The sequence below is a fragment of the Parafilimonas sp. genome, from assembly GCF_047606085.1.
GTDB lineage: Bacteria > Bacteroidota > Bacteroidia > Chitinophagales > Chitinophagaceae > Parafilimonas.
Genome location: NZ_JASGEX010000204.1, coordinates 50,787 through 75,883, shown reverse-complemented (window position 1 = coordinate 75,883; position 25,097 = coordinate 50,787). Strand labels below are relative to the sequence as shown.

The 25,097-nt window shown below is 43.6% G+C and carries 20 protein-coding genes; 4 read left to right on the top strand and 16 right to left on the bottom strand.

The window, feature by feature from the left end:
• Positions 1–27: 27 nt before the first annotated feature.
• From QM629_RS18295 to QM629_RS18235, 13 genes are all read right to left on the bottom strand, one after another.
• Positions 28–393 (bottom strand): DinB family protein, encoded by a 366-nt coding sequence (locus QM629_RS18295; protein WP_415161344.1) that lies wholly within the window; start codon positions 391–393, stop codon positions 28–30.
• A complete protein-coding gene (locus tag QM629_RS18290) occupies positions 377–535 on the bottom strand; it encodes a hypothetical protein (RefSeq protein ID WP_415161343.1) in 159 nt (52 codons plus the stop codon). Before QM629_RS18290 ends, QM629_RS18295 begins: the two co-directional genes overlap by 17 nt.
• 167 nt (positions 536–702) lie before the next feature.
• The gene (locus QM629_RS18285; protein ID WP_415161342.1) at positions 703–1,929 is read right to left on the bottom strand and encodes an ABC transporter permease; all 1,227 of its coding nucleotides are present in this window, start codon (positions 1,927–1,929) and stop codon (positions 703–705) included.
• 387 nt (positions 1,930–2,316) lie between these two features.
• Positions 2,317–3,063, bottom strand: a complete 747-nt coding sequence (locus QM629_RS18280) for an ABC transporter ATP-binding protein (protein ID WP_415161341.1) — start codon at positions 3,061–3,063, stop codon at positions 2,317–2,319.
• A 248-nt stretch (positions 3,064–3,311) separates the two neighbouring features.
• The gene (locus QM629_RS18275) at positions 3,312–4,568 is read right to left on the bottom strand and encodes an efflux RND transporter periplasmic adaptor subunit (RefSeq protein WP_415161340.1); all 1,257 of its coding nucleotides are present in this window, start codon (positions 4,566–4,568) and stop codon (positions 3,312–3,314) included.
• Positions 4,569–4,598: 30 nt separating this feature from the next.
• Positions 4,599–5,903: a TolC family protein gene (locus QM629_RS18270; protein WP_415161339.1), complete on the bottom strand. Its 1,305-nt coding sequence runs from the start codon at positions 5,901–5,903 to the stop codon at positions 4,599–4,601.
• A gap of 393 nt (positions 5,904–6,296) precedes the next feature.
• Complete coding sequence (locus tag QM629_RS18265; protein ID WP_415161338.1) at positions 6,297–8,858, bottom strand: PKD domain-containing protein; 2,562 nt, start codon at positions 8,856–8,858, stop codon at positions 6,297–6,299.
• 126 nt (positions 8,859–8,984) lie between these two features.
• Positions 8,985–10,286 carry an OmpP1/FadL family transporter gene (locus QM629_RS18260; RefSeq protein WP_415161337.1) on the bottom strand — a complete coding sequence of 434 codons (1,302 nt, stop codon included), beginning with the start codon at positions 10,284–10,286 and terminating at the stop codon, positions 8,985–8,987.
• Entirely contained in the window at positions 10,276–11,607 is a 1,332-nt protein-coding gene (locus QM629_RS18255; RefSeq protein ID WP_415161336.1) for a DUF4270 family protein, read from the bottom strand. Before QM629_RS18255 ends, QM629_RS18260 begins: the two co-directional genes overlap by 11 nt.
• Before the next feature lie 27 nt (positions 11,608–11,634).
• Positions 11,635–11,994, bottom strand: a complete 360-nt coding sequence (locus QM629_RS18250; RefSeq protein WP_415161335.1) for a DUF4907 domain-containing protein — start codon at positions 11,992–11,994, stop codon at positions 11,635–11,637.
• Positions 11,981–13,015: a Kelch repeat-containing protein gene (locus QM629_RS18245; RefSeq protein ID WP_415161334.1), complete on the bottom strand. Its 1,035-nt coding sequence runs from the start codon at positions 13,013–13,015 to the stop codon at positions 11,981–11,983. Before QM629_RS18245 ends, QM629_RS18250 begins: the two co-directional genes overlap by 14 nt.
• Positions 13,016–13,200: 185 nt before the next feature.
• Positions 13,201–13,953, bottom strand: coding sequence for a LytR/AlgR family response regulator transcription factor (locus QM629_RS18240; protein WP_415161333.1), 753 nt, complete (start codon positions 13,951–13,953; stop codon positions 13,201–13,203).
• Positions 13,954–14,107: 154 nt separating this feature from the next.
• Positions 14,108–15,184, bottom strand: a complete 1,077-nt coding sequence (locus QM629_RS18235) for a sensor histidine kinase (RefSeq protein ID WP_415161332.1) — start codon at positions 15,182–15,184, stop codon at positions 14,108–14,110.
• A 24-nt stretch (positions 15,185–15,208) separates the two neighbouring features.
• Here QM629_RS18235 and QM629_RS18230 point away from each other — a divergent pair, with 24 nt between their 5' ends.
• The 3 genes from QM629_RS18230 (at position 15,209) to QM629_RS18220 (ending at position 20,554) form a co-directional block, all read left to right on the top strand.
• Positions 15,209–16,330 carry a redoxin family protein gene (locus QM629_RS18230; RefSeq protein WP_415161331.1) on the top strand — a complete coding sequence of 374 codons (1,122 nt, stop codon included), beginning with the start codon at positions 15,209–15,211 and terminating at the stop codon, positions 16,328–16,330.
• Between the two features lie 256 nt (positions 16,331–16,586).
• Positions 16,587–19,676 (top strand): efflux RND transporter permease subunit, encoded by a 3,090-nt coding sequence (locus tag QM629_RS18225; protein WP_415161330.1) that lies wholly within the window; start codon positions 16,587–16,589, stop codon positions 19,674–19,676.
• 47 nt (positions 19,677–19,723) lie between these two features.
• On the top strand, positions 19,724–20,554 hold the full coding sequence (locus QM629_RS18220) for an amidohydrolase family protein (RefSeq protein ID WP_415161329.1): 831 nt from the start codon (positions 19,724–19,726) through the stop codon (positions 20,552–20,554).
• A gap of 223 nt (positions 20,555–20,777) precedes the next feature.
• Here the strand turns inward: QM629_RS18220 and QM629_RS18215 are convergent, their stop codons facing one another.
• Both QM629_RS18215 and QM629_RS18210 read right to left on the bottom strand, forming a co-directional pair.
• On the bottom strand, positions 20,778–21,914 hold the full coding sequence (locus QM629_RS18215) for a mandelate racemase/muconate lactonizing enzyme family protein (protein WP_415161328.1): 1,137 nt from the start codon (positions 21,912–21,914) through the stop codon (positions 20,778–20,780).
• A gap of 193 nt (positions 21,915–22,107) precedes the next feature.
• Positions 22,108–22,710 (bottom strand): GNAT family N-acetyltransferase, encoded by a 603-nt coding sequence (locus tag QM629_RS18210; RefSeq protein WP_415161327.1) that lies wholly within the window; start codon positions 22,708–22,710, stop codon positions 22,108–22,110.
• A 61-nt stretch (positions 22,711–22,771) separates the two neighbouring features.
• Between QM629_RS18210 and glmS the strand changes: the two genes are divergently transcribed.
• Complete coding sequence (glmS, locus tag QM629_RS18205) at positions 22,772–24,607, top strand: glutamine--fructose-6-phosphate transaminase (isomerizing) (protein ID WP_415161326.1); 1,836 nt, start codon at positions 22,772–22,774, stop codon at positions 24,605–24,607.
• 107 nt (positions 24,608–24,714) lie between these two features.
• Here glmS and trxA read toward each other — a convergent pair whose 3' ends face one another.
• Positions 24,715–25,011: a thioredoxin gene (gene trxA / locus QM629_RS18200; protein ID WP_415161325.1), complete on the bottom strand. Its 297-nt coding sequence runs from the start codon at positions 25,009–25,011 to the stop codon at positions 24,715–24,717.
• Positions 25,012–25,097: the final 86 nt, after the last annotated feature.

Below are 25,097 nucleotides of genomic sequence, written 5' to 3'. Positions count from 1 at the left end.
AAGTTTAAGATTGTGCCCTTATCCTGACTAAACAACATTGATATATGAATATAGATTTTGGTTGCTGTATGTTAGCAGGTCATAGAAAATATAGTTATTGAAGCATAGCTTCAATTTATGCGTTTCAATGTTTTGCAAACAAACTAATCTTTTTTGCCTGAGAACATAACCCGGAGCCTTATTGATCGTTTGCCGAAGCAATAAATTCAATTGTGCAGCATGATGCTGCACATGCCGCATATTATAGAACAATATTTCAAGCACAGAATAATTGCGTGCAGCTCCGCTGCAAAGCTCGTTATACATGTATTGTGAAGCATCTGTCCATTGCGCATTTAAGTTTTCATCTGCCAGGCTTTCAATAACCCGCCTACATTTATTTCGGCATAGCATAGTCTTTCAATTCTTTCCTGGAATACATTTTACCGGGAACTACATCATCAATGCCATCTTCAGGAACATCGCCTAATGCAAAAGGCAGGTTGTTGGTAAAATATTCAGGCGGCACAGACAGATAGTAGTCAAGGAAAACCAATGTATGGTAAGCATTGTAAAAAAATTTATGGCGGAGGCAGGGATTTCCTTCCGGCTACATATCAATAGCATTCATCAGCATGTCAATAGATGCTGCAAAATTTTTCCACAAACAATCTTTAAAAACAGCGGTCATGCCATAATTGTTTTAATGAAGGTACTGACCCATCACTCGTACCGCAACGCTTCAATAGGATCGAGCCGCGATGCTTTTTGTGCGGGATAATATCCAAAGAAGATACCCGTAATGCCGCACACCAAAAACGACAGCACAATAGAGCTTTCAGATATAAGTATGGGCCAGCGGGCCAGGTTTTGTATTAGTTCCGACGCCAGTATGCCCAAACCCACGCCAATGAGGCCGCCGGTGATGCTTATCATAACCGCTTCAATTAAGAACTGCATCAGTATATCAACGCCCCGTGCGCCGATTGACATGCGCAAACCAATTTCCCTGGTGCGTTCTGTAACCGAAACATACATGATGTTCATAATGCCTATGCCGCCAATTAATAATGATATGCCTGCAATGGATGTAAGCAAAACCGTAAGCATGCTGCTGGTGCTGCTTAAGGTGCTCATCAGTTCCTGCTGTGTGCGTATTTCAAAATCATCCTCTTCATCTTCGCGCAGGCGGTGTGTTTGCCTTAATATTGTTGTAATCTCGTCTGTTGCCGCTTCGCTCCTGTCTTCAGATAAGGCTGATGCATACAATTGCTGCACATAAATGCTTGCCGTAATACGCTTCATTACGGTGGTGTACGGGGCAAGTATAATATCATCCTGGTCCTGCCCGAAACTGCTCGTGCCTTTTGATACAAGCGTGCCTATCACCTGCATGGGAATTTTGCCAAAACGTATAATCTGGCCTATCGGGTTTTCGCCATTCGGGAATAAATTATCCACTACGGTTTGCCCGAGTATGCACACCTTGGCCGATGTGGCCACATCGGTTGCTGAAAACATAATGCCATCTTTAATTTTAAGCTGCCGTATTTCAAGGTAGCCGGTATCCACGCCGTATATTGATGTGGGCCAGTTATTGGCGCCTTTAATAGACTGCCCGCTCGATGACGCCACGGGTGAGGTGTTTCTTACATCGGCGGCATTCTTTTTAATGGTATTAATATCGGAAACGGTTAATGTTTGAAAACTGCTGCCACCCATTCTTGCGCCGCCGCCCATGGGTGAATTACTCTTTGGAAAAATAGTAATCATGTTGCTGCCCATGCTGGAGAGCGACGATTGAATGCTTTGCTTGCTTCCCTCGCCAATTGCCATCATGGCAATTACTGCCGCCACGCCTATTATAATACCAAGCATGGTAAGAAATGCACGCAGCTTATTGCGCTGTAAGGCTCTAAGCGCCAGTCGTAATAAATTAAACAGGCTCATTACAAAAATGTTTTTTTAAGTTGGTTACAATTATTTGGTTACCGGCAGCAGAAACGCAACGCATCTTCGTTGTGTCATCTATCCCGATTTTAATCGTGGACTCCCTTCTACTGCATATCATTGGGCAGCTATGGGTTCAAATTCAAAGTGCCTTCCATCATTCCGGCAACCAAATATTTCAAACAACTTATATTTCTTTAAAGCTTATAATCACAATTCAAATTGATTAAAAACAAATAATCAATATTCAATACCCAGCAATCAATTATCAATTAAAACGCTTTGCATTGAACATTGATCATTGAATATTGTTTGCTGAATATTTATTTTCATTTTTTATCACGTTCACGCATTCACGGTTCACGAACCCGCTCACCCTTCACCACATCAATAGTCCTCATTCACCGGCAATGCATCCAGCACTGCCCTGGCCGACCGCGCATTTTCATTCTTTGTATCCTTTAAAACCTTGCCATCTTTTAGTGTTACCGTGCGGCGGCTGAACGCTGCAATGTCTGGTTCATGCGTTACAAATACAATGGTTTTGCCCTGTGCATTCAGTTCCTGCATCAGCGCCATTATTTCATAAGAAGTTCGCGAATCAAGGTTGCCCGTAGCTTCATCGGCCAGTATCATTACCGGGTTATTCACCAGCGCCCTTGCTATGGCCACACGCTGCTGCTGGCCGCCGCTCATTTGGTTGGGCGTATGCCCTGCCCTGTCGGCCAGCTTTACATCGGCCAATGCCCGCAATGCCCTTTCCCTGCGCTCTTCCGCACTTACTTTTTTATTGTAAAACAGCGGAAGCTCCACATTCTCCAATGCCGTTGTGCGGGGCAATAAATTATAGGCCTGGAACACAAAGCCAATTTTAGTATTGCGTATGCGGGCAAGCGCATCGCGGTCGAGGCCCATAATGTCAACGCCATCCAAAAGATACTTGCCCGAAGTGGGCTTATCCAGGCAGCCCAGCGTGTTAAGCAGGGTGGTTTTACCGCTGCCGCTGCTGCCCATAATGGTTACAAACTCACCTTCGTCCACATTAAATGTTACGCCTTTAAGCGCCCGCACTATTTCGTCGCCCATTACAAATTCGCGCTTGATGTCTTCGATATGTAATATCCTTTTGCTCATTGGCCGGGTATTGTAAGTGGTGAATGGTTAGTAGTGAGTGTCTTCAACTTACTATTCACCATTCAATCTCGTTGATTTAAGAAAAATACTCAATATTCCCCGCCTGCCCGAATCAGTCGGTCAGGAACAATATAATATCCAATGTTCAATTGTAAACGTTGGTAAAATGAATATTGATTATTGAGCATTGATCATTGAATGTTTTAGAAATTAAGTCTTAAGTAAACGACTGTATGATTCACCATTCACTATGATTTCTTTTTACTGCTACTGCTGCTTCTGCCCGGCCGCTTTGGCATGAAGGGGCTTGACGCCTCGCCCTGCTGCGCTGCTGTTTTTGCTGAAACAACTTCGCTTTCTGTAACTACTTCATCATTGCCGGACAGGCCGCTTAATATTTCCACATGCGTGTTATCGTTCAGGCCTGTTACCACTTTTTTCTGTATGAGCTCATTGCCCTGTTTCACCCATACATAAGCCGTAATACTTGACGAGTCAACAATTGCTTTATTTGAACGGGCGGTATCCTGCCGGGACTTTTCTTCGCCAATGCCTTTTAGCGGCACTATTTTATACAGCGATGATAATGATGAATCCGGCTTATACTTAATGGCTTTTACAGGTACCAGCAGCGCTGTATCGGCTTCTTTTGTAAAAATGGTGATATTAGCCGTCATACCGGGCTTTAATTTCTGATCTTCATTTGAGGCGTTGATAATGGTTGTATAGGTTACCACGTTTGATGATGAGGTTGGGTTCAATCTCACTTCCTGCACCGTGCCATTGAATACATCATTAATAAAAGCGTCAACGGTAAAGGTTGCGCGCAGCCCGTCGGTAATGTTGCCAATATCCGCTTCATCCACATTTGCTTTTACCTGCATCCTGTTAATGTCTTTTGCAATCACAAATAAGGTAGGCGTATTATAGCTTGCCGCAACGGTTTGCCCTTCACTTACATCTCTTGATAAAACAATGCCATCGTTGGGCGCATAAATTTTAGATAAGGAGAGGTTTTTTTGTGCGGTGTGCAGCTGGGCCTGCAGGCTTGCCACCGATGCCTTTGCTGCATTTAACGTGTATAAAGCATTATCATAATCCTGACGGCTTATAGCGCCTACTTCAAACAATTGCTTTTGCCGGTTAAAGTTTGCCTGCTGATATACCAATGCACTTTGCTGCTCGGCTACATTGGCGGCAGCCTGGTCAACAGAGGCCTGGAACAAGGTGGCGTCAAGCTCTAACAGCAACTGCCCTTTTTTAACAGTTGAATTAAAGTCAACATAAATCTTATTAACTGTGCCTGAAACCTGCGTGCCTACGGCAACCGTATCAACAGGCTCAACGGTGCCGGTTGCCGTTACGCTTTCTGAGATATTGCCGATAGTTGGTTTTTCTGCTTTTACCACTACCACCTGTTCTTCTTTTTTAAAGAATAAGAACCATGCTGCAACAGCAACTGCAATTAATACAAGGACTATAATAATTAATTTCTTCTTTTTCATTCTTACAAGTTTGATTTTTGCCGGATGTTTTTATTGAGTTACCGGAACACCCGTATAAAAATTATAAATTTTGGTGTAAAGCGCTGATGAATATTTAGCCTGTATATAAGCCTGCATGGCCTGCACATATAAATTCTTTTGCTGCAGGTAATCTACCAGGCTGTAAGAGCCTATCCTTAACTGTTCATTGGCTATGCGAAAGCTTTCCTGCGTATAGGCCAGTTGTTCATTGGCAGCTATATATTGCTGCTGGGCATTCTCTACATTAATATAGGCCTGCTCCACCGCCTGTGTAAGCGTTGTTTTTGTATTCTGCAGGTCAAGCTTTGCTATGTCCACATTAATCTTTGCTTTTTCTACATTGGTTTTTGTAACCTTCCTGTCAAATATGGGAACGGATAAGGTAAGCCCGAGGCCTTGATAAAAATTATTATTGATCTGGGTAAAGTATTTGCCGCTGCTTGCATACGAGGTGCCAATGCCGCCGTCTAACGAAAGGGATGGCCTTAAACTGTATTTCGCTTTCTCCACTTCTGTTTGCTGAACGGCTACGCCCAACTGGGAACTTTTTACTTCAGGCATTGTGCTTAATGCAAGCTGCTGCGCTTCGTTTAAACCTGTAACAAGCGAAACAGCCGTAACAGAATCTTTTGATGATACATTAAACAGCATGGCTGTTGGCAATTGCAATATTTGTTTTAATGTGAGTATATTCTGGCGAACCGTGTTTTGCGCTGCCACTAAAGAATACTTGTCGCTGGCCAGTGTTGCCTGCGCTTCCAGCAGGTCTTTTTTAGCAACCATGCCGGTGTCAAAACGCTGCTGCGCCTGGGTTACAATGGCTGCCGTTGTATTAATGAGGTCCTGGTAGTAAACCACATTTTCCTTTGCCAGCAAAATATTAAGATAGGCTTCTGTTATGCTTAATGTAATATCGTTCTTTGCGGCTTCAATATCGAGGTTGGAAGCTTCCAGGGAAAGCTGGGCGGATTTTATACTGTTATTGATGTAACCGCCATTATACAATGTAACAGAAGAGCTGGCGCCATAAGCGCTTGAAGCGTTAAGGCCTGAAGAGCTGTAGTGTGTAAGGCCCTGTGTTACGGAACCTGTGAGATTGGGATATTTAGCTGCCTTTGCTGCAATAACAGTTTGCTCATTATATTTAGAATCGAGCCGCAAAGTGTTAATGGTGATATTGTTTTTCTGCGCATAGTCAAGGCAGGTTGCCAAATCCCATATCGCCGTATCTGTAGTAATTAACGTGCTGTCCTGCGCAGAAGCCGTATCAAAATAAATAAGGCCGGCAAGTATTAAGAAGATTAATTTTCGCATATTAAACTATATTAAACCGGAAACTGTGATACAAAACTATTTTGTATCTGTTGTTAAGTATTTTTAAATGCTATGTATGTACAAAATATAGCGACGTAAACATGAATTTTTTGATATAAATATATTGTTATTGTGAATTAAAGGCATAATTGGAATTTGATTGCATTAATTGATTGTGGCCATACATGCATGCATGCACGCATGAAATATGAGGTTTATACATTTTGTATATGTTTTGGAAATTTCCGGGTGAAACTAATGCTGCAGCCGGCAGATTACAATAATAAAATTTTCCTGTAAACTATTATTGTTTTTTGCCAGGAGGACCTTTTAATAAAATTTTTCACGCCTGCTTTGTATAATTTTGGCCTGAAAAATTTTATACTGATTTTTTCATCGTATTAAAACAAAAGTGCCTTTGCGTAAAATTTCTTTGCCGGTATAATCCGTTCCCAAAGCTATAAAAACATACGTGCCGGCAGGCTGTGGTTTCCCGTTCCAGGCGCCATCCCAGCCCTTGCTCTGCTGCTCGGTGAAAAATACACGCTGCCCCCAGCGGTTGTAAACGCCAAAATATTTGAACGTTTTTATGCCCACTAATATAGGCTTTTCCACATCGTTCAGGTCATCGCTGTTCGGTGTAAAACCGGTGGGCACAAAAATATCCGGAAGGGTGGTAAATACATATACTTTAATATCGTCGTAGGCATAACAGCCTTCAGGCGTAGATACTTTTACCGTATAGGTAATCGTATCCGCCGAATAATACGTGCCAACGGGATTATAAACGGACGGATCACTTAAATAGGTAGAAGGCGTCCACAAATAATAAGTGCCGCCCGATGCATTAAACTGCAAAGGCTGGTTGATTACAACAGAAGTATCATTGCCCGCAAAAGCATTTACTTTCGGCACCACATTTACCACAACAACATCGGTTGATGGCTTGGGGCAGCCTAATGTATCATACACGGTAATGGTATAGGCGGTTGTATCCATAGGCCCGGCAATGGGCGTTAATGTATTTGCATTGATAAGGCTGCCGGCAGGCGACCATGTGAAAGAACTGCCATCGGTGGTTGCGCTAAGCTGCGCCGTGCTTCCATAGCAAACAGAAGTATCGTTCGATGCGGATACCACCGGGTAAGGTACGGTAGTGATTTTAACCGAATCGGTAGCGCTGCATTTTCCCACACTGGCAATAACAGTATAGGTTGTAGCATTCAATGGCCAGGCCAATGGCTGTTTAGCGGTATCGCTGCTTAAATAATCCGGCGGCGCCCATTGATAATACAATGCATTGCTCACAATGGATAGCTGCGCCGTATCGGTAGTACAGATGGTGGTATCCGGCATAACAGACAGGGATACTGCGTCTATAACATTTACGGTAACGGTATCGCTGGCCACACAGCTTTTATCAGTTAAGGTAACAATGTATTGCGATGTATCTTTCGGGTAAACGAGGGGCGACGATGAGTCTGCATAGATGATGTTATTGCCTGTCCACACAAATGTGCCGCTGCCATAGGCCTGCAGCTGCAGGGTATCTATGCTGCAGATCAAGGTATCGGTAAAGGCAAGCGAGAGATCAGGCTTGTCTGTAACGTTTACTGTTTTGCTTACCGTAGCGCTGCAGCCTTTGCTTGAAGTTACATCAAGGGTGGCAGTGCGGGCGCCCGCCGAAGGATAGGTATAAGATACGGTTTGCAAAGATGAAGTATCTGCCGTGGTGGCTCCATCTCCAAAATTCCACAGACGGTAGTTGATGTAACCATATTTTGCATAAGAAGTGTCTGTAAATATAAAAGGCGACTGATAGCAGTTTCCAGACACGGTAAAGCCCGGGTAAAACCCGGGATACACAGCCACCGTTGAAGTGGTTGAATCAGAGCAGCCTGATGTGGATACCACTTTAAGCTTTACGGTATAAACGCCGGTATCCGGGTAAGTGTAAGAGGGCTCGGCTTCCGTTGAAACATCTGTGGTTATGCCGCTTACGCCAAAATCCCAGTAATAAGCGCTGATGTTGGATGATGACGATTCGTTTTTAAACGATGTGGTAAAGCTGTCGCAGTTAATATAAGAAGGGTCGAGATCTGCTGCCGTTAAGCTGCAGTTATAAACATATATCTGCAATTCCTTTTTTACAGAGTCTATCAGTACGCCATTGCGCCATTCTTTTACATATACGGCTATAACGTATTCGCCTGTTGTTGCCGGCGCTGTGCCCGATATTAAACCTGTTTGCGCATCAATGGTAACGCTGCTGCCCATAGGGCTGGCGCCGCTGTACCCTGAATTATAGGTGAGCGATGCAAAAAAAGGCGAAGTGGAGCTTGATGTGTTATTCAGCCCGTTGCCAAAAGCGTAGCTGATAGAATCATTGTCAACCGGGTCGCTGGCGCTGAACTGGTATTTGAAGGCTTCTTTATAACATACAATGGCAGTGTCTTCAAATTCAAAAACCGGGCTTGCATTTTCGTGGTAATCGTTGCCGGAGTTGCCCGGTATGGTTGCTGTAATGGCTATGCCTGTTGAGCTTGAACTGGCTATGTTAATGATGTTGTCTGTGCGGTACTGATCTGTTACAGCCAGCACATAGCCGCTTTCAATATCCGTTAATGTAATGGTGGTAACATACGTATAAATTTCATAGCAGATGGTGGGAGGATTAACCATGCAGCTGCTGAAACTTTTTTTTGTGGCTGTAGTGGAAGTGGTGGTGCTGATTGTTGTTGACAAAACCTGCGAACCGGTCGCGCCGTTCTTTGCAATCAATGTTACCGATGTTCTGGGCCCTTCAATGCCGCAGCCATAAAATACAGTAACCGTTACTTTATATTTTGATGTGCCTGACGTGCTGCCTACGCCCACATATTCATAATGGATATAGCCGCCTTTTACATGATGGGCCAATGCATACTGGGCAAGCAGAACGAAAGAAATAAGCATGAAGCATGCCTTCATCCGGTAATATGAATTTGAGCGTTTAATTTATTCAATCATTTATGCAGGAAAACGTTTAATGCGGTAAATGCTCAAAATGTTGCGGGGAAATGGCGCCGGCAATAACGCGCGCTAATTATATTTTCCATATTTGGCAGCATTGTACCAAAAGCCTTTTAAGGATAAGCCAACAATAAACTGCACATAGTCTTCTCTTATCTGGTTAGAGCCTAATGAACCTTTTCTCCCAAATTCTAAACCCAGGTTATAGCCAAACCAGCCGTTAGACAGCCTGTAACCAAGCCCGCTGGTTACCCTGTTCCCAAACCCGATAGAATAGGAATAATCCAGCAATGGGCTATTCTGAATGCGTATATAACTTTGTTCGCAGGAAAAGCCTGCCTGCAAATAATACTTCTCTACCGATTGCAAACCGGCCTTTGTTTTAAAGCTATATTCAACACCGGAAGAAAAACGGAATGCTTTATCAATATAAGCGTTGGAATAACTCAGCTTTTTATGGCTCCAGTTATAATAGGTATAGTCTGCACTTGCCGTAAGCTTATCATTAAATATCAGGGCATAGCCAACACCCACCTGCATCGGCAATGTAATGTGCTTGGCCGGATCTACGCCCCTTGATATGGTGGAATCGCTGGTAACATATTCCGTTGAATACTGGCCCGTTAATTTAGCGGCATTGGATATAGTAAAGCCTATCTGTTGCGATATGTGGTTATTTATTTTGCTCACATATTGCAGGCCGCCTGTAAACATTAAGGCATGCAGGGCATCATATTCATTCCTTGTAACATCAAGCCCAATGCTCGAGCTGGTATAGGTGGTATTGGTTTCGAGCGATCCGAATAAAACCGATGTGGTTAACCCAACAGAAAGGTTTTTGGTGAGTGCAAAACCATTTGACAGAAAAGCCTGGTATATACCGCCATTGCCATCAACAGATTTTTCAAGCTCGCTGGTATTATCGCCCAGCGTGGATGAGGTGTTAAGCATATAGTTCACGGTACTGTAAGGCCGCAGGCCAAAGGCAAAGGCCCATCTCTTTTCCGGTTTATAGGCTAAAGATATCCTGCGTATGGCATAATCTTTTGACGCGGAAGATACCGTGTCCTGTCCCGGCGTGCGGAAGTTGCTTATCCTGCCGCGCATTATGAAATCAAAATTCATTATCTTGGGGTCAAGCGCCGTCAGTGATGCAGGATTGCTGAAGTTAAAATCAGACCCGCTGCGCAAAGCAATAGAGGTGCTGCCCATTCCAAAGTAGCGCCCAAAATCTTTTGTTTCTATATCGCCCACGCCAAATATGGAGTAAGGCGATGTAACGTTTTGCGCAAATGCAGCCGTACTGCCGATAGCCATCACTGCGCTCAGCAGCAACTTTGGAATACATATATATTTTTTACTACAAGCCAAGTACACTCAATTTTAATTTGAAACTGCTATTGTTTAATGCTTGCAAAACGAGGCGTTGTTCTGTTGAATCTGAGGCGCCGCTCGCAGGCTGCATGTAAAGATAATAGGTGGAAGACGTGCCTGCTTCTAAAACAGCGTTCACATAACTGGTTATATCATACGTGTATTTTGTGTTCTCATTATAGAGATAGTCAACATACAGGTCACCGGTTTGAAGCGTGGAGGTGCCTGAATAGTAAACGTAACCGGAAACGGCATCATACTCATTCAGTATGTCTAAATTGATGGCTGCAGGCAATTTGTAAAAAGATTGCAGCCCATAGCTCCCCTGCAGGGGGTACACTTCAAGCACAGCGCTTACCACGCTCACATAATCGTTCACCTCTTTCAGAGAGTATATAGAAGGAAAATTAAATTTTGGATACAGGCCATGGTTCGCCTGCATATATACATAACCGCCTGTTTTGCTGCTTTCTATGGCCTGCGTTTTTTTAGCCGTAAAAACAGAAAGGTTGGTGCCTGAATGATCTGCCACAAACCCGTTAAACTGGTGCGCTGTATTTAACGGCAGCTTTACAGTACGGCTTACCGGCAGCGGCGCATTTTGATGATAGTATAATACAACCAGGTCAGAATCTCCGGTTGGCTTCATATAATAAATCGTATTGCTGGCGGAGGAGCCTGTTAAACAAAATCCTTTTATGTACTTTAAAAACACATCGCTGGTGGTAATCGTATCTGATTCGCGCTTGATTTTATTATAGATATCCTGGCCCAGATCGTCTGATAATTTTATACGTATGGTGCTTAGTTTGGCAGGCGACACAATACCGGTGAAGCTGCCCAGGGGTTCGGAATTATAAGTGCGGCTTGTAACGTTATAGCCGAAGGTGTTATAGTCGTAAATAAGCTGGGTAAGCTGGTTTACATTCAATGTAAACGGCGCCGTGGTATCGCCATAAAACCCGCCTGCAAACTGGGTGATCAGCACAAGCGAATCGAAATAACAGCTTGTGCATTCGTCAAGCGCTGATGTGCTGTCGTACGGGATTGTAAAATCGAAATAGGCTGTTGCCTGCAGGTTGCCCATAACAGAGTCGTAATGATTGCCTGCTACAAAATAACCGGTAGTAACCGTGCTGAAAGAGTCAACCTGTGTGGTGTATGCATTTACGCTGATGGTATCAATGGTGGCAATATTCGGATCATCGGTTAAGGCGCTTACGCCAAAATCAACTTCCTTTTTTTCACAGGAGAAAAAGCCTGATGCCAAAATTGAAAGCGCTAAAATATACCTGTATGTACGATTGATACAATTCATTTTATGCATTAGTAAGTACCGGGCAGGTTATTGCTGCGTTATTCCAAGTTTACTCAGTTCCTGCAGCGTTAATGTAGGTATTTCTTTATTTCGTATCTTTTGGGCAACCAGCCTGCCCGTTTGGGCTGCCTGTGTTTCTGATGCAAAAGGTTTGTTGCCCTGTATTACAGGAATGCAATTCTGCCTGATAAATTCTTTGTGGTTAACCATAATGGAATACCCAAAGCCATCTTTTGTCTGGAATGTATATACTTCCACCCCTTTGCTGCTGTCTGCCGGCTGGCCTGTGGCGGCTGTTTTATCAACTGCATTATTTGTATTGCATGCAGCCACGCATACTGCAAAAGCTGCAGCAACCCATTTTCTTTTCCAATTAATTATCATCATCTGTCTGATCTTCTGTTGGGTCAAAGCTCCAGCAGTCATCAAACTGGGAAGAGCTGTTATTGCCCGTAACTACATAACCCACATCATTAAGGGTAAATGCCACGGCTCCTATGCGGGGTGTGCCTTCAAAGTCGTAGCGTTCCACCCACAGGTCTGTTGAAGGCGTATATTCCCATGTAGTGGCAATAATGCCACTGTTCTCACCGCAGGTTATATAACCTTTTCCATTCATTACAAATGCCACGGCATCGTCTCTTACTATTGTATAATCGTCATCGTAACTTTTATCTGAATTGGCATCGGATATTTTTCTTAGTTCAGTCCAGGTATCAGCGCTGCCGTCATAGTACCAAAAATCATTTACCTTGTCGCCATTGTTATCCCCGGTGCACACATAAGCCAGGTCGTCTATCACAAATACCGTGGCGCCCATTCTTTTATAACCGCCAAGGCTTGCCACCTGCGTCCATGTATCTGTGGAAGGGTTGTATTTCCAGTTATCTTTCAAATAATTATCATCAAAGCCGGTTGCAATATATCCCATGCTGTTAACTGAAAAACCGATAGCATCGTAACGTGCGGAGCCGCCAAAATCTGCTTTTTGCGTCCAGGTGTTTGTGTCGGGATCGTATTGGTAAAAATCATTCAGTTTGTTTGTTCCATCATAGCCTGTGCCCACATAACCTTCACCGGATATGGTGAAGGCCACGGCAGAATTTCTTTCAATGCCTGGCAAATCTGCCATTTGTTTCCAGGTGCCGGTAGAGGCGTCAAACTGCCAGAAGTCTTTTAACCTTGTATCGCTGCCTTTATAGCCTGTACCTACATAAGCATAATCGCCAATGGTAAATGTTACAGCCTCCGTTCTGACAACACCTTCAAAATCTGAACTACGGGCCCAGTTGCCTTCATAGTCATCATCATCTGAACTTTTATCGCAACTATAAAGCGCACTGCTTAGCAAAGCAACAAGCATCCAGGCATTCCTGTTTAAGATTTTGGCCTGTTTCAGGTTCAACATATTATTTGTTTGATTTTATTTAAAAAAAAATGGGTCATGTTTACCCTCATTTAACCGGTTCCGCTGAAGAATCAGCCGAACGTTGCATGACCCATAATGAAACCGCGACGAAAGTATTTTCGAGCTACTGTTATGAAAAGTTAAAGAGGGTTGAAATGGACAGTTTCAGCCCCGAAGCGGACAGCCTAACTGGCAAGCCAAACGAGAAATTGAGGAGCTTTTGTTTTGCTTACAATTATTTCATGCGGGAAGCGAATGGTGAGGTGTACCAGTAATTTTCTTGCAAAGAATTTCGAGACTTCTTTCACTGCTTTTTTATTGATAAGAAATTGCCTGTTTGCCCTGAAGAATTTGGATGCATACTGCACTTCTATATCGTCGAGGTTAAACGAAAGCACATACGTGGATTGATTGAAGCAGCATATCCTGGTTACTTCATTCTCAATATAAAATACAGCGATCGAGTCGGCGGCCACCGGTACAATTTTATCTTTATGATGCACCAGCACCTGTTTTTCTTCGTGGTTTAATTTATTGGCAACAGTATTAAGGCTTTCCAACAGTTTGCTGTACGAGCTGTGTTGGGTAAGTCTAACAAATTTTGATATTGCTTTCTCAATGGCGGCTTTATTATACGGCTTTAAAACATAAGCTATTCCATTGTTGTTAAACGCTTCCAGCGCATATTGATCGTAAGCCGTACAAAAAACAATAGGCTTATTAATGTCCACATTTTTAAAAATGTCGAAGCTTAACCCATCGCCAAGATGAATATCGCTGAAAATAAGATCGTAGTCCTGCTGCTGGCTGAAATAAAGTATGGCTTCCTTAACGGATGAAAGCACGGCAACAATTTCAACCGGGTAAGATATTTCCTTAAGCGTTAAGCTCAGGTCTTCCACATTCATTACCTCATCTTCTATAATAACAATTTTCATTCGTACAAGTTTGATTTTTCAATGGTCTCATGCCTGTCCCGAACTTGCTTCGGAAGAACCTCGCTATGTACCTGCCTCGCCGGCAGGCAGGCATTCCCCTCCCGAAGCTGGTTCGGGACAGGTTGTGTGAGAAAAATTATCATGCCCGGTTTCATTACAGCAATTTTAAGTAAACTGTAAAGCGGTTTTCGGTTTGCTCTGTCCTTACCTCCTCGCCGGCAAGGTATTTATATCTTTTAGAAAGATTTGCCAAACCTACACCCGATGCTGTTTCCGTTTTCCGCCGGTTTTGCAGGTTATTGGAAACAACCAGATGGCCGCCTTCGCAAAAAACAGATATTTTAAGTGGCTGCTCCTGTGTAAACGCATTATGCTTTAAACAGTTTTCCAGCAGCAGTTGCAGCGAAAAAACCGGCACTTTTTTTTGCGCCGCAACATTTTCCGGTACATTTATATTATAAAAAAGGCTTTTACCAAACCTTGTTTTCTGCATTTGCAGGTACGTGAGCGAAAACTTCATTTCTTCCTTCAGCAGTACGATTGTATGCTCGTTATGCGCCAGCGAAAAGCGCAAAAATTCAGATAGTTTCACCAGGTAATCTTCCGCCTCGCTTGTATTGCGCCGGATCAGCGTTTTTAAGGCGTTTAATGAATTAAATAAAAAATGCGGCTGCAACTGATGCAGCAATCTTTCATGTTCAACCTCGGTATGCTGCATTTTAAGCGCTGCATTTTCTATCCGCAATTGAGCTGCCGACTGCCTTATCAGCAAAAGCTGTATAATAAGAAGAACAACAGCATTAGTGGCTGCCGCAGCTATAACAGGCATTAAAATTTGCCCCGCATGTTTTTCGTTTACAAAAGGCAGTGGCTGAAAAATGGTTTCCCATATAATCAGGGCAATAAGGATTGTAATAATAAAGCTTAATATAATCCGGATGGCATTGCCAAAGTTTTTTGCTGAAAACCATCGCTGGCAATACATGAGCAGCAAAATATTTTGCAGCCATATAAGCGCCGCCTGCAGGGTTATAATTAGATTGGGCAGGAAATGCCCGGGCTGCCAGAAATTTTGCGGCTGCCCGGTATATGGCATGATAAAGTAATTAATAATTGGCGTAATGCCAAACAGGCCAATGAAGGGCGTTGTTACAATGGCCGTATAAATAATGGTTTTGTATTTGGCATTCCATGGCATACAGGCAGCCAAAAATAGTTTAAGGCCGGGCATTTTAAAATATTTTATCTTTCCGGTATGAAACGGGTCCTGTTATATTGCCTGGCTGCATGTACCGGGTTTCAGCAATTATGTTTTGCAAACGATGAGCACAAAACCCTGCCCATAGGCGCGCCCGCGCCTGATTTCAGGCTGCCCGCAGTTGATGGCAAAACCTATTCGCTTGCTTCGTTTAAAGATGCTGCCATTCTGGTAATCATCTTCACCTGCAACCATTGCCCCACGGCACAGGCTTATGAAAAACGCATTATTAAACTGGCAGATGATTATAAAAATAAAGGCCTTGCCCTTGTGGCCATTATGCCAAATGACCCCAGGGCCATTACTCCGGCCGAATTGAATTATACAGACCTTGGCGATAGCTTTGAAGAAATGAAAATACGCGCCAGAGAAAAGCATTTCAATTTTCCTTACCTGTATGATGGCGAAACCCAGGCAACAGCCAAAGCCTACGGGCCTGTGGCCACACCGCATGTTTTTATTTTTGATAAAGACAGGAAACTGCGCTATGAAGGCAGGATTGATGATGTGGAAAAACCCGGCAAAACGCCCACTATCTCCGATACCCGCAATGCCATTGAAGCTTTGTTGCATAACAGAGCGGTGCCTGTAACAACAACAAAGGTTTTTGGCTGCTCCATTAAATGGCGCGAAAAAGAAAACTGGGTGGAAAAGGCCGGAACAGCGTGGGCCAATGAACCGGTAAACATTAATATGATTGATGAAGCCGGCATAAAAAGCCTAATGAAAAATACTTCTGATACACTGCGGCTGATAAATATCTGGGCCACCTGGTGCGGGCCTTGCGTGGAGGAGTTTCCATCGTTGGTAAATATTAACCGCATGTACCGCAGCCGCGATTTTGAGTTTATAAGCATTAGCGCCGATGATGCAGGAAAAAAAGAGCAGGTATTGCAGTTTTTAAAAAAGCAACAGGCTTCCGGCACGAATTATTTATTTGGCGCTGATGACAAATACAAATTGATAGAAGCCGTAGATCCCGGATGGAAAGGAGAACTGCCTTATACCATTTTGGTTGAGCCAGGCGGCAGGATCGTTTATACAAGCAATGGGATTATCAATGAAGCCGGGCTGAAGAAAGCCATTGTTGAGAATAAATATATAGGAAGGTATTATTAAATTATCTCCGGTTCTTTTTAGCACTGCCCAATTGCGCCTTCCTTCAAACAGGATGATAATTTCTATCCGGCTTTAATTCTTTACAGGTTTAACGATTTTTCGCACAGAACAAATTCATAATACATTTTCATCTCAACATTCTTCCATTTCGTATCATAATTTTTTAACAGCATTCTTTTTTGAAAGAATTTAGAAGCGGCTGAATAGATTTGCCACACAGTTTAACGGTTCCCGTTAAACTGTTAACCTTCAACTGATGAATATTTCCGAACTTTCGCTTAAGCGCCCTGTTTTCGCCACGGTGATGAATATCATGATCATCGTATTTGGCGTAACCGGTTTTACTTTCCTGGCCGTTCGTGATTATCCTGCCATAGACCCTGCCGTGGTAAATGTAAGCACATCTTACACCGGTGCCAATGCAGATATTATTGAGAGCCAGATAACCGAACCGCTTGAAAAACAGATAAACGGCATTCCCGGCATTCGCACACTTACTTCATCCAGCTCGCTGGGCAGCAGCAATATTACAGTTGAATTTAACCTGGACGTTAACCTGGAAGCGGCCGCCAGCGATGTACGCGATAAAGTAAGCCAGGCTGCGCGCAGCCTGCCGCAGGATATTGATGCACCGCCGGTGGTTTCAAAAGCTGATGCGAACAGCGACCCGATCTTGATTCTTGCCCTGCAAAGCCACACCAAAAGTTTGCTGGAATTAAGCGATTACGGAGAGAATGTGCTGCAACAGCAATTTCAAACCATAAACGGAGTAAGTTCTGTGGGTATATATGGCGAGAAGCGCTATGCCATGCGCCTCTGGCTCGATCCTGATAAAATGAATGCATACAATGTTGCATTCACAGATATAAGCACAGCGCTTAGTTCAGAAAACATAGACCTTCCCCCCGGGAAAATATATGGAAGCAATACGGAGCTAACCATACGCACCGTGGGGCGCCTTACCACGGAACAGCAGTTTCGCGACCTGATAATAAGAGAAGACAGTTCAGGGATCGTGCGCCTGAGCGATATAGCCACCGTAGAGCTGGGTGCGGAAAACTATGAGCAAAGCTGGAAATTTAATGGCGTAAATGCCGTGGGCCTTTACGTAATACCACAGCCCGGGGCCAATAATATTGCTATTGCAGACGAATTTTATAAACGCCTTGCTGATATACAGAAATCAAACAAAAGCGATATCCAGATAAAAGTGCTGAGCGATTATACAAAGAACATCCGCAATTCGCTTGCCGAAGTAAAGGAAACGCTCATTATTGCTTTTATACTGGTTGTACTGGTGATATTTATTTTCTTTCGCAACTGGCTTATTGCTATAAGGCCGCTGATTGACATTCCCATTTCACTCATATTTACCTTCTTCATCATGTACATTGCCGGCTTCACCATCAATGTGCTTACGCTGCTGGGCATTGTGCTGGCAACAGGTTTGGTGGTGGATGATGGCATAGTTGTAACTGAAAATATCTTCAGGAAACTGGAAAGCGGTTTGCCCATCCGCAAAGCGGCGCTGGAAGGCAGCAGGGAAATATTCTTTGCGGTAATATCCACCTCCATTACGCTTGCCATAGTGTTCTTACCTGTAATTTTCCTGGAAGGGTTTATAGGCAGGCTGTTTCGCGAATTTGGGGTAACGCTTGCCTGCGCTGTTTTGGTATCGGCATTTGTTTCGCTTACCATTACCCCTGTTCTTAATGTTTATTTAACAGGAAAGAAAGCCGGTCATGGCAGGTTTTATGAACGCACGGAGCCTTTCTTCAGCGGTATGGAAAACGGTTATAAAAAGCTGCTGGAAAGCTTTATGAAGGTGCGGTGGGCAGCCTTTATTATTGTGGCCGTATGCGGTGTGATTATATGGCTTACGATGGGCAACCTGCAAAGTGAGATCGCCCCCCTGGAAGACCGCAGCACCATCCGTTTTAATGTTACGGCTCCCGAAGGCACCAGCTATCCTTACATGCAGTCCATAGCAGATTCCATTGGCAATTACCTGTCCGATTCCGTTCCGGAAATGGATTATGTTTATTTAAGAACGCCCGGCGGGGGATCATCCGGCGGAAGCAGCGGCACCAACACAACGCAGCCGCGGCTGGGGCTTGTGCCGCCGGCTGAAAGGCAAAGGTCACAAAATGATATTGCCGTCGCCCTGCAGAAGAAAATGTCAAAGTTTAACGAGGCAAGGATAGTTGCTTCACAGGATCAAACCATAGCAGTTGGCTCCGGTTCGCGCAGCGGCCTGCCGGTGCAGTTTGTTTTGGAAAATATGGATTTTGAAAAGCTGCGGCAGGCAGTACCAAAGTTTTTGGATGAAGCAAGGCAGGACCCCACTTTTATCAGTTCCAGTGTAGATGCAAACCTTAAATTCAACCGGCCTGAAATACAATTATCTGTTGACAGGATGAAGGCTAAAGATTTGGGGCTTTCAACAGAAGATGTGATTGCGGCCATACAGGCGGCATTCAGCGGCGGCAGGCTCGCTTATTTCATTATGGGCAGCGACCAGTACCAGGTGATTGCGCAGGTAACGCATACCGACAGAAGCGAACCAGGTGATATTTCACGCCTGTATGTGCGCAATGCCGGCGGTGAAAATATTCCGCTCAGCGCCGTGGTACATTTGGCTGAAAGCAGCAGCCCCACCACATTATACCATTTTAACCGGTACAAGGCAGCCACTATTTCCGCCTCGCTTGCAGAAGGAAAAACCATTGGCGACGGCGTTAAAGCCATGCAGGCCATTGCCGGCAGAACACTGGATGAAAGTTTCCAGACAGCGTTAAGCGGGCCATCAAGAGACTACTCCGAAAGCTCCTCCAACATCGGTTTTGCGTTTACGCTGGCATTGCTGCTTATTTATTTAATTCTTGCAGCGCAGTTTGAAAGTTTTCTCGATCCGTTCACCATCATGTTCACCGTGCCGCTGGCATTGGCAGGCGCCTTATTGAGCTTATGGATATTCGGCCAAACCCTGAATATATTTTCAGAGATCGGCATGATCATGCTGATAGGGCTGGTAACCAAGAATGGCATCCTGATCGTTGAATTCTCTAACCAGAAACGGGAACAGGGCAAGGATAAATATGAAGCTGTAATTGAAGCTTCCGCCCAGCGCCTGCGCCCGATATTAATGACGAGCCTGGCCACCTCGCTCGGCGCCCTGCCTATTGCCATGAGCCTGGGCGCCGCTGCCACCAGCCGCATTCCGCTGGGCATTGTGGTGGTAGGCGGTATTTTGTTCTCGCTGATACTAACATTATTTGTAATCCCGGCGATGTATTCCTATATCTCCGGCAAACATAAGGCGCATAAGACGGTGATAAGCGAGTAAGCTTTTAGAAACTTTCACGTTTCAAAGCTCTTTTTAAATAAACAACCATGAAAATACTCGACGCCCACCAGCACTTCTGGAAATATAACAGCAAAGATTTTGACTGGATAACAGATGGTATGGCTGTTATCCAAAAAGATTTTTTGCCTGCAGACCTTGAAACCGTTTATAAAGAAAACAATATAGAAGGTTGTGTATCGGTGCAGGTAAATCAATCAGAAGAAGAAAATGAAGTTTTCTTACAGTATGCAAACGAAAACGATTTTATAAAAGGCACCGTGGCATGGATTGATCTAATGCGTGATAATGTTGAGAGCAGGCTGGCTTACTGGCATCAGCATAAAAAACTTAAAGGCTTCCGGCATATTTTACAAGGAGAAAAAGACAGGGCGCTTATGCTGAATCCTGCATTTAAAAACGGCATCAGCAAACTGCAGCAGTTCAGTTTCACCTACGATATACTTATCTTCCCCGACCAGTTGCAATACGCGCTTGCGCTTGCACGGTCATTCCCTTCTCAAAAATTTGTAATAGACCATCTTGCCAAACCGTATATTAAAAACGGCGAAACTGAACAATGGCAAAAGGATATAGAGCCATTCAAACAATGTGAAAATGTATATTGCAAAATATCGGGCATGGTTACTGAAGCTGACTGGAAAAGTTTTTCAAACAAAACATTCAAGCCTTACCTTGATGTGGTAACGTCAACGTTCGGCACAAAAAGGTTAATGTATGGCTCTGACTGGCCGGTTTGCCTGGTGGCTGCCTCTTATCAAAAAGTTCTGCAAATTGCAACAGGCTATTTTGCTTCATTTTCAACGGAAGAAAAGAAGGATATTTTTTATAACAATGCGGTTGAATTTTATAACCTCTGAGAAGCTGTTTAAAATTTAATTCCTTATAGGGTGTTGGCGATTTTTCGCACAAAGCAAAAGAGCCAACAGGGGATAAAGCGCCTCTGTTAGCTCCTATGTTCTCTGTGCGAAAAAATTCAAACAGCTTCTGAGCGTGTAAAAACACCGGAAGTTTTTGCAGGCATTCATACCGATGTTCATTCTTAAATAAACCGGCAGGAATTGAACTGCCTGCTAATAGCATTTACACGCGCACACTTTCCAGCCCGCTCAAAAAAGCATCCCCCACCTCTGCGCCAATACCCGTTGCATCCGGCAGCTCAACACAAAAATTATTATAGGTAACGCCGCCCGTAACAGGATCGGTTTTATGGCCGAGCAGGCAGGTATCCATATCATAAAACTTCACATTATCAAATGCGGTGGCAAAATGCGCGAAGGCGGTTAAGGCCACACGGCTTTCCAGCATGCCGCCCATCATGCAGGGAATATTATTGGCTTCACACACATCATTAATTTTTATGGCTTCCAGTATGCCGCCGCTTTTGGCAAACTTTATATTCACATAATCGCAGGCGTTGGCGGCAATTATTCGCTCTGCATCGTAATGATCAAACACACTTTCGTCCGCCATGATTTTTACAGGTGAAAGCTGCACAAGCCCGGGCAATTTATGATCATCATAACGGCGCATAGGCTGTTCACAGAATTCAATAGTATAATCTTTAAAGGCAGTTAATACTTTCAAGGCATCTTCATAATCCCAGCCCTGGTTGGCATCAATACGCAGCTTAATATCATCGCCAACTGTTTTTGTTATTAAACGGATAGCTTCCATATCATCATCCGCATTTTTACCAAGCTTTACTTTTAAAATTTCAACGCCCTGTTCCACAAACGCTTCCGCCTGCAATGCCATTTTCGCCGGTTTGTTTATACCAACTGTAACATCTGTTTTTAATTCTTTCTTTTTTATGCCGCCAAGAAATTTATACAGAGGAAGGTTTGCATGCTTTGCAGCTATATCGTACAAAGCCATGTCGAACGCGCTTTTAATGGTGTAGTTATAAGCCGTGAATGCATGCAGCTCGCTCATCCTTGCTGTTATATCAAGTGCATCTTTATCTTTCCAAAGAGCGGCAAAATCTTTTGCCATCTCAAAACAGGTGGCTTGTGTTTCACCCACAATCATGGGAAAGGCAGAGCACTCTCCCGCTCCAACAATATTTTCATCAGTGTAAATGCGTATAAAAATATTCTGTGCAAAATGCATGGTGCCGGTTGCAATGGTAAACGGCACCATTGGAATGCTGTATTTATAAATTTCTGTTTTGGTAATGATCATTTTTGTTTTCCTGCGTTTTTGTTCAATGATAATCATTTTGCTTTTTTGATAATATCTTCTTTCTATACTTTTTGTCTCTTAAGCAACAAATAGTCTTTATTTATGGTTTTGTACTGATGATTTTTCAGCAATTGAGCCTTGATCCTTAAGTTCAACCCGGTTGTTTAATAAATAAACGGCTATACATTTTAAGCCCTAATTTCTTCTCCGTTAACTCTGTGCGAAATCACTATAGCTTAGCCGCCAGTTTTTCTTTCACACCATCAAACCATTCTTCTCTTAAAATGCTTAATACAATTGAATCTCTTCTTACATTGCCTTCCATTGTTGGCATATTGCTGCGCAAAATACCATCCACTTTACAGCCGATTGACTTCATAGCGGCAATACTTCTTTCATTCTTTGCATCAGCGCGAAATTCAACCCGCTCAAACTTTAATGCCTCAAAAGCAAATTGCAGCAACAAAAATTTGCAATGCTTGTTTAAGCCTGTGCCATGAAATTTTTTTCCATACCAGGTATAGCCAAGCTGCAATGTTTTATAAAGAAAATTAATATCATAAAACCTGGTGCTGCCGGCATATTCATTTGTCTTTTTATCAAATACAATAAAGGGGAATTCCCTGCCTGCCGCTTTTTCAGCCAATGCTATATACAGATAATTGCTGAGCCCTTCTTCACCTTCAGGCCGCACCAGTGAATAAAACCAAAGCCCTTTTTCATTCACCGCAAAAGGCAATAGGTTTTCATAATCGCTTTCTGTTAATGGCCTTAAAATAACACGCTCATCTTCTAACGTTATGTTGGGAAATTTTTCCAAAGCTGATTGCATATTTTCGTGCTGATTATCTTTTCAAATATTCAAAACATTTTGCAAAGCAAAATAAAATCTTATGTGTGGCATAGTTGGATACATTGGCACAAGGGATGCCTATCCTGTAATATTGAAAGGTTTAAAACGCCTGGAATACCGCGGCTACGACAGCGCCGGCGTTGCTTTAATTAACGGCGGTTTGAAAGTGTATAAAAAGAAAGGCCGCGTTGCCGATCTTGAAGAAATATTAATTGGTAAAGCTGTAAGCGGGCATATTGGCATTGGCCATACGCGATGGGCAACACATGGCGAACCCAGCGACCGCAACGCGCACCCGCATGTAAGCAACAGCGGCAGCTTTGCCATGATACATAACGGCATTATTGAAAACTATGCGCAGATAAAAAATGAATTGCTCAAGAAAGGCTGCACGTTTAAAAGTGATACTGATACGGAAGTGCTGCTGAATTTTATTGAAGACATTAAGAGGAATAATGAAGGTACGCTGGAAGAAGCGCTTCGGTATGCTTTGAAAAGGATTACCGGCGCTTATTGTATTTTACTAATTGATAAAGATGATCCGCATACGATTATCGCAGCGCGTAAAGGCAGCCCGCTGGTGATAGGCATTGGCAGGCATGAACATTTCCTGGCAAGCGATGCGTCGCCGATTGTGGAATACACGAAAGAAGTGGTGTATGTGAACGATTATGAGATTGCGATTGTTCGCGCTGATGAACTGATATTGAAAAATCTCGGCAACGAAAAACAAACACCGTTTATAACGAAGCTTGATATGGAACTGGCGGCCATTGAAAAGGGCGGCTACGACCATTTTATGCTGAAGGAAATTTTTGAACAGCCACAAACCATTTATGATTGTTTGCGCGGAAGGCTTGATGCAGATAAAGGCACCATTACCATGAGCGGTATTCAGCAATATGCGGAACAGATAATGCATGCGCCGCGCATTATTATGATCGCCTGCGGCACAAGCTGGCATGCGGGTTTGGTGGCGGAATATATTTTTGAGGAGCTTTGCCGCATCCCGGTTGAAGTGGAGTATGCTTCTGAATTTCGTTACCGCCATCCCGTTATAAACAAAGGCGATGTTATTATTGCTATTTCACAAAGCGGCGAAACAGCAGATACATTGGTGGCCATTGAAACAGCCAAAGAACAGGGAGCGATTATTCTGGGCGTGTTGAATGTTGTTGGCTCATCCATTGCCCGTGTTTCCCATGCCGGCGCTTATACACATGCCGGCCCTGAAATTGGCGTGGCCAGCACCAAGGCATTTACGGCGCAGTTAGCTGTATTAACCATGATCGCTTTAAAGATTGCACATCAAAAGAAGGCAATAGATGAAGAACGTTACCATGTTTTATGCAAAGAATTAATGGCTGTTCCGGATAAGGTCGCAATCGTGCTGGAACAAAATGATAATATTAAAAAACTTGCAGAGAAATATAAGGATGCATACGACTTTTTATACCTCGGCCGCGGTTATAATTTCCCTGTTGCATTGGAAGGCGCTTTAAAGCTGAAAGAAATTTCTTACATACATGCCGAAGGTTACCCGGCAGCAGAAATGAAGCATGGGCCAATAGCGTTGGTGGATGAAACATTGCCTGTAGTTTTTGTGGCGACAAAAGATGCTTATCATCAAAAGATCGTAAGCAATATGCAGGAGATAAAAGCAAGAAAAGGAAAAGTCATTTCCATTATTACAGAAGGTGATGAAGTTTCGCCGGCTTTGTCTGATGATGTTGTTATTGTTCCACCGGCAGACGAAATTGTTGCGCCCATGTTAAGTGTAATTCCCTTGCAGTTGCTTGCCTATTATATTGGCATTGCCAAAGGGTATGATGTGGATAAGCCGAGAAATTTAGCGAAGAGCGTAACGGTGGAGTGATGCCCTCACCCTCGTTCCCTCCCGATATTTCGGGAGGGATGCCTCTGTGTAAGAGGCTTATTAATTACTTACAACGGTGGTTTAATTATTATAGCTCAAAAGCACATTCATACCCTTTGATTAAGCGCGTTCAGCAAACTGTTTTTATCAATCATGCCGGGGTGCCGCCATACTATGTTGCCATTCCTGAAGATCATAAAGGTTGGCACAGCGCTTACATTGTATTGCGAAGCTATCTGCCGCTGTCTGTCAATATCAACCTTTACCACGCGCACTTTGCCTTCCACCGATTTTGCCACATCTTTCACTATTGGCTCCATTGCTTTGCACGGGCCGCACCAGGTAGCAAAAAAATCAACCAGCACCGGCTTTTCAGATTTAATTAATTCAGCAAATGATTCCATAAAATTGTTTTTAGTGTCTGCCGTTCTGTAATGTTTTTATAAACCCCGGGGGTTTTTTGAAACCCCCGGGGTTTCTCATCGTTCTG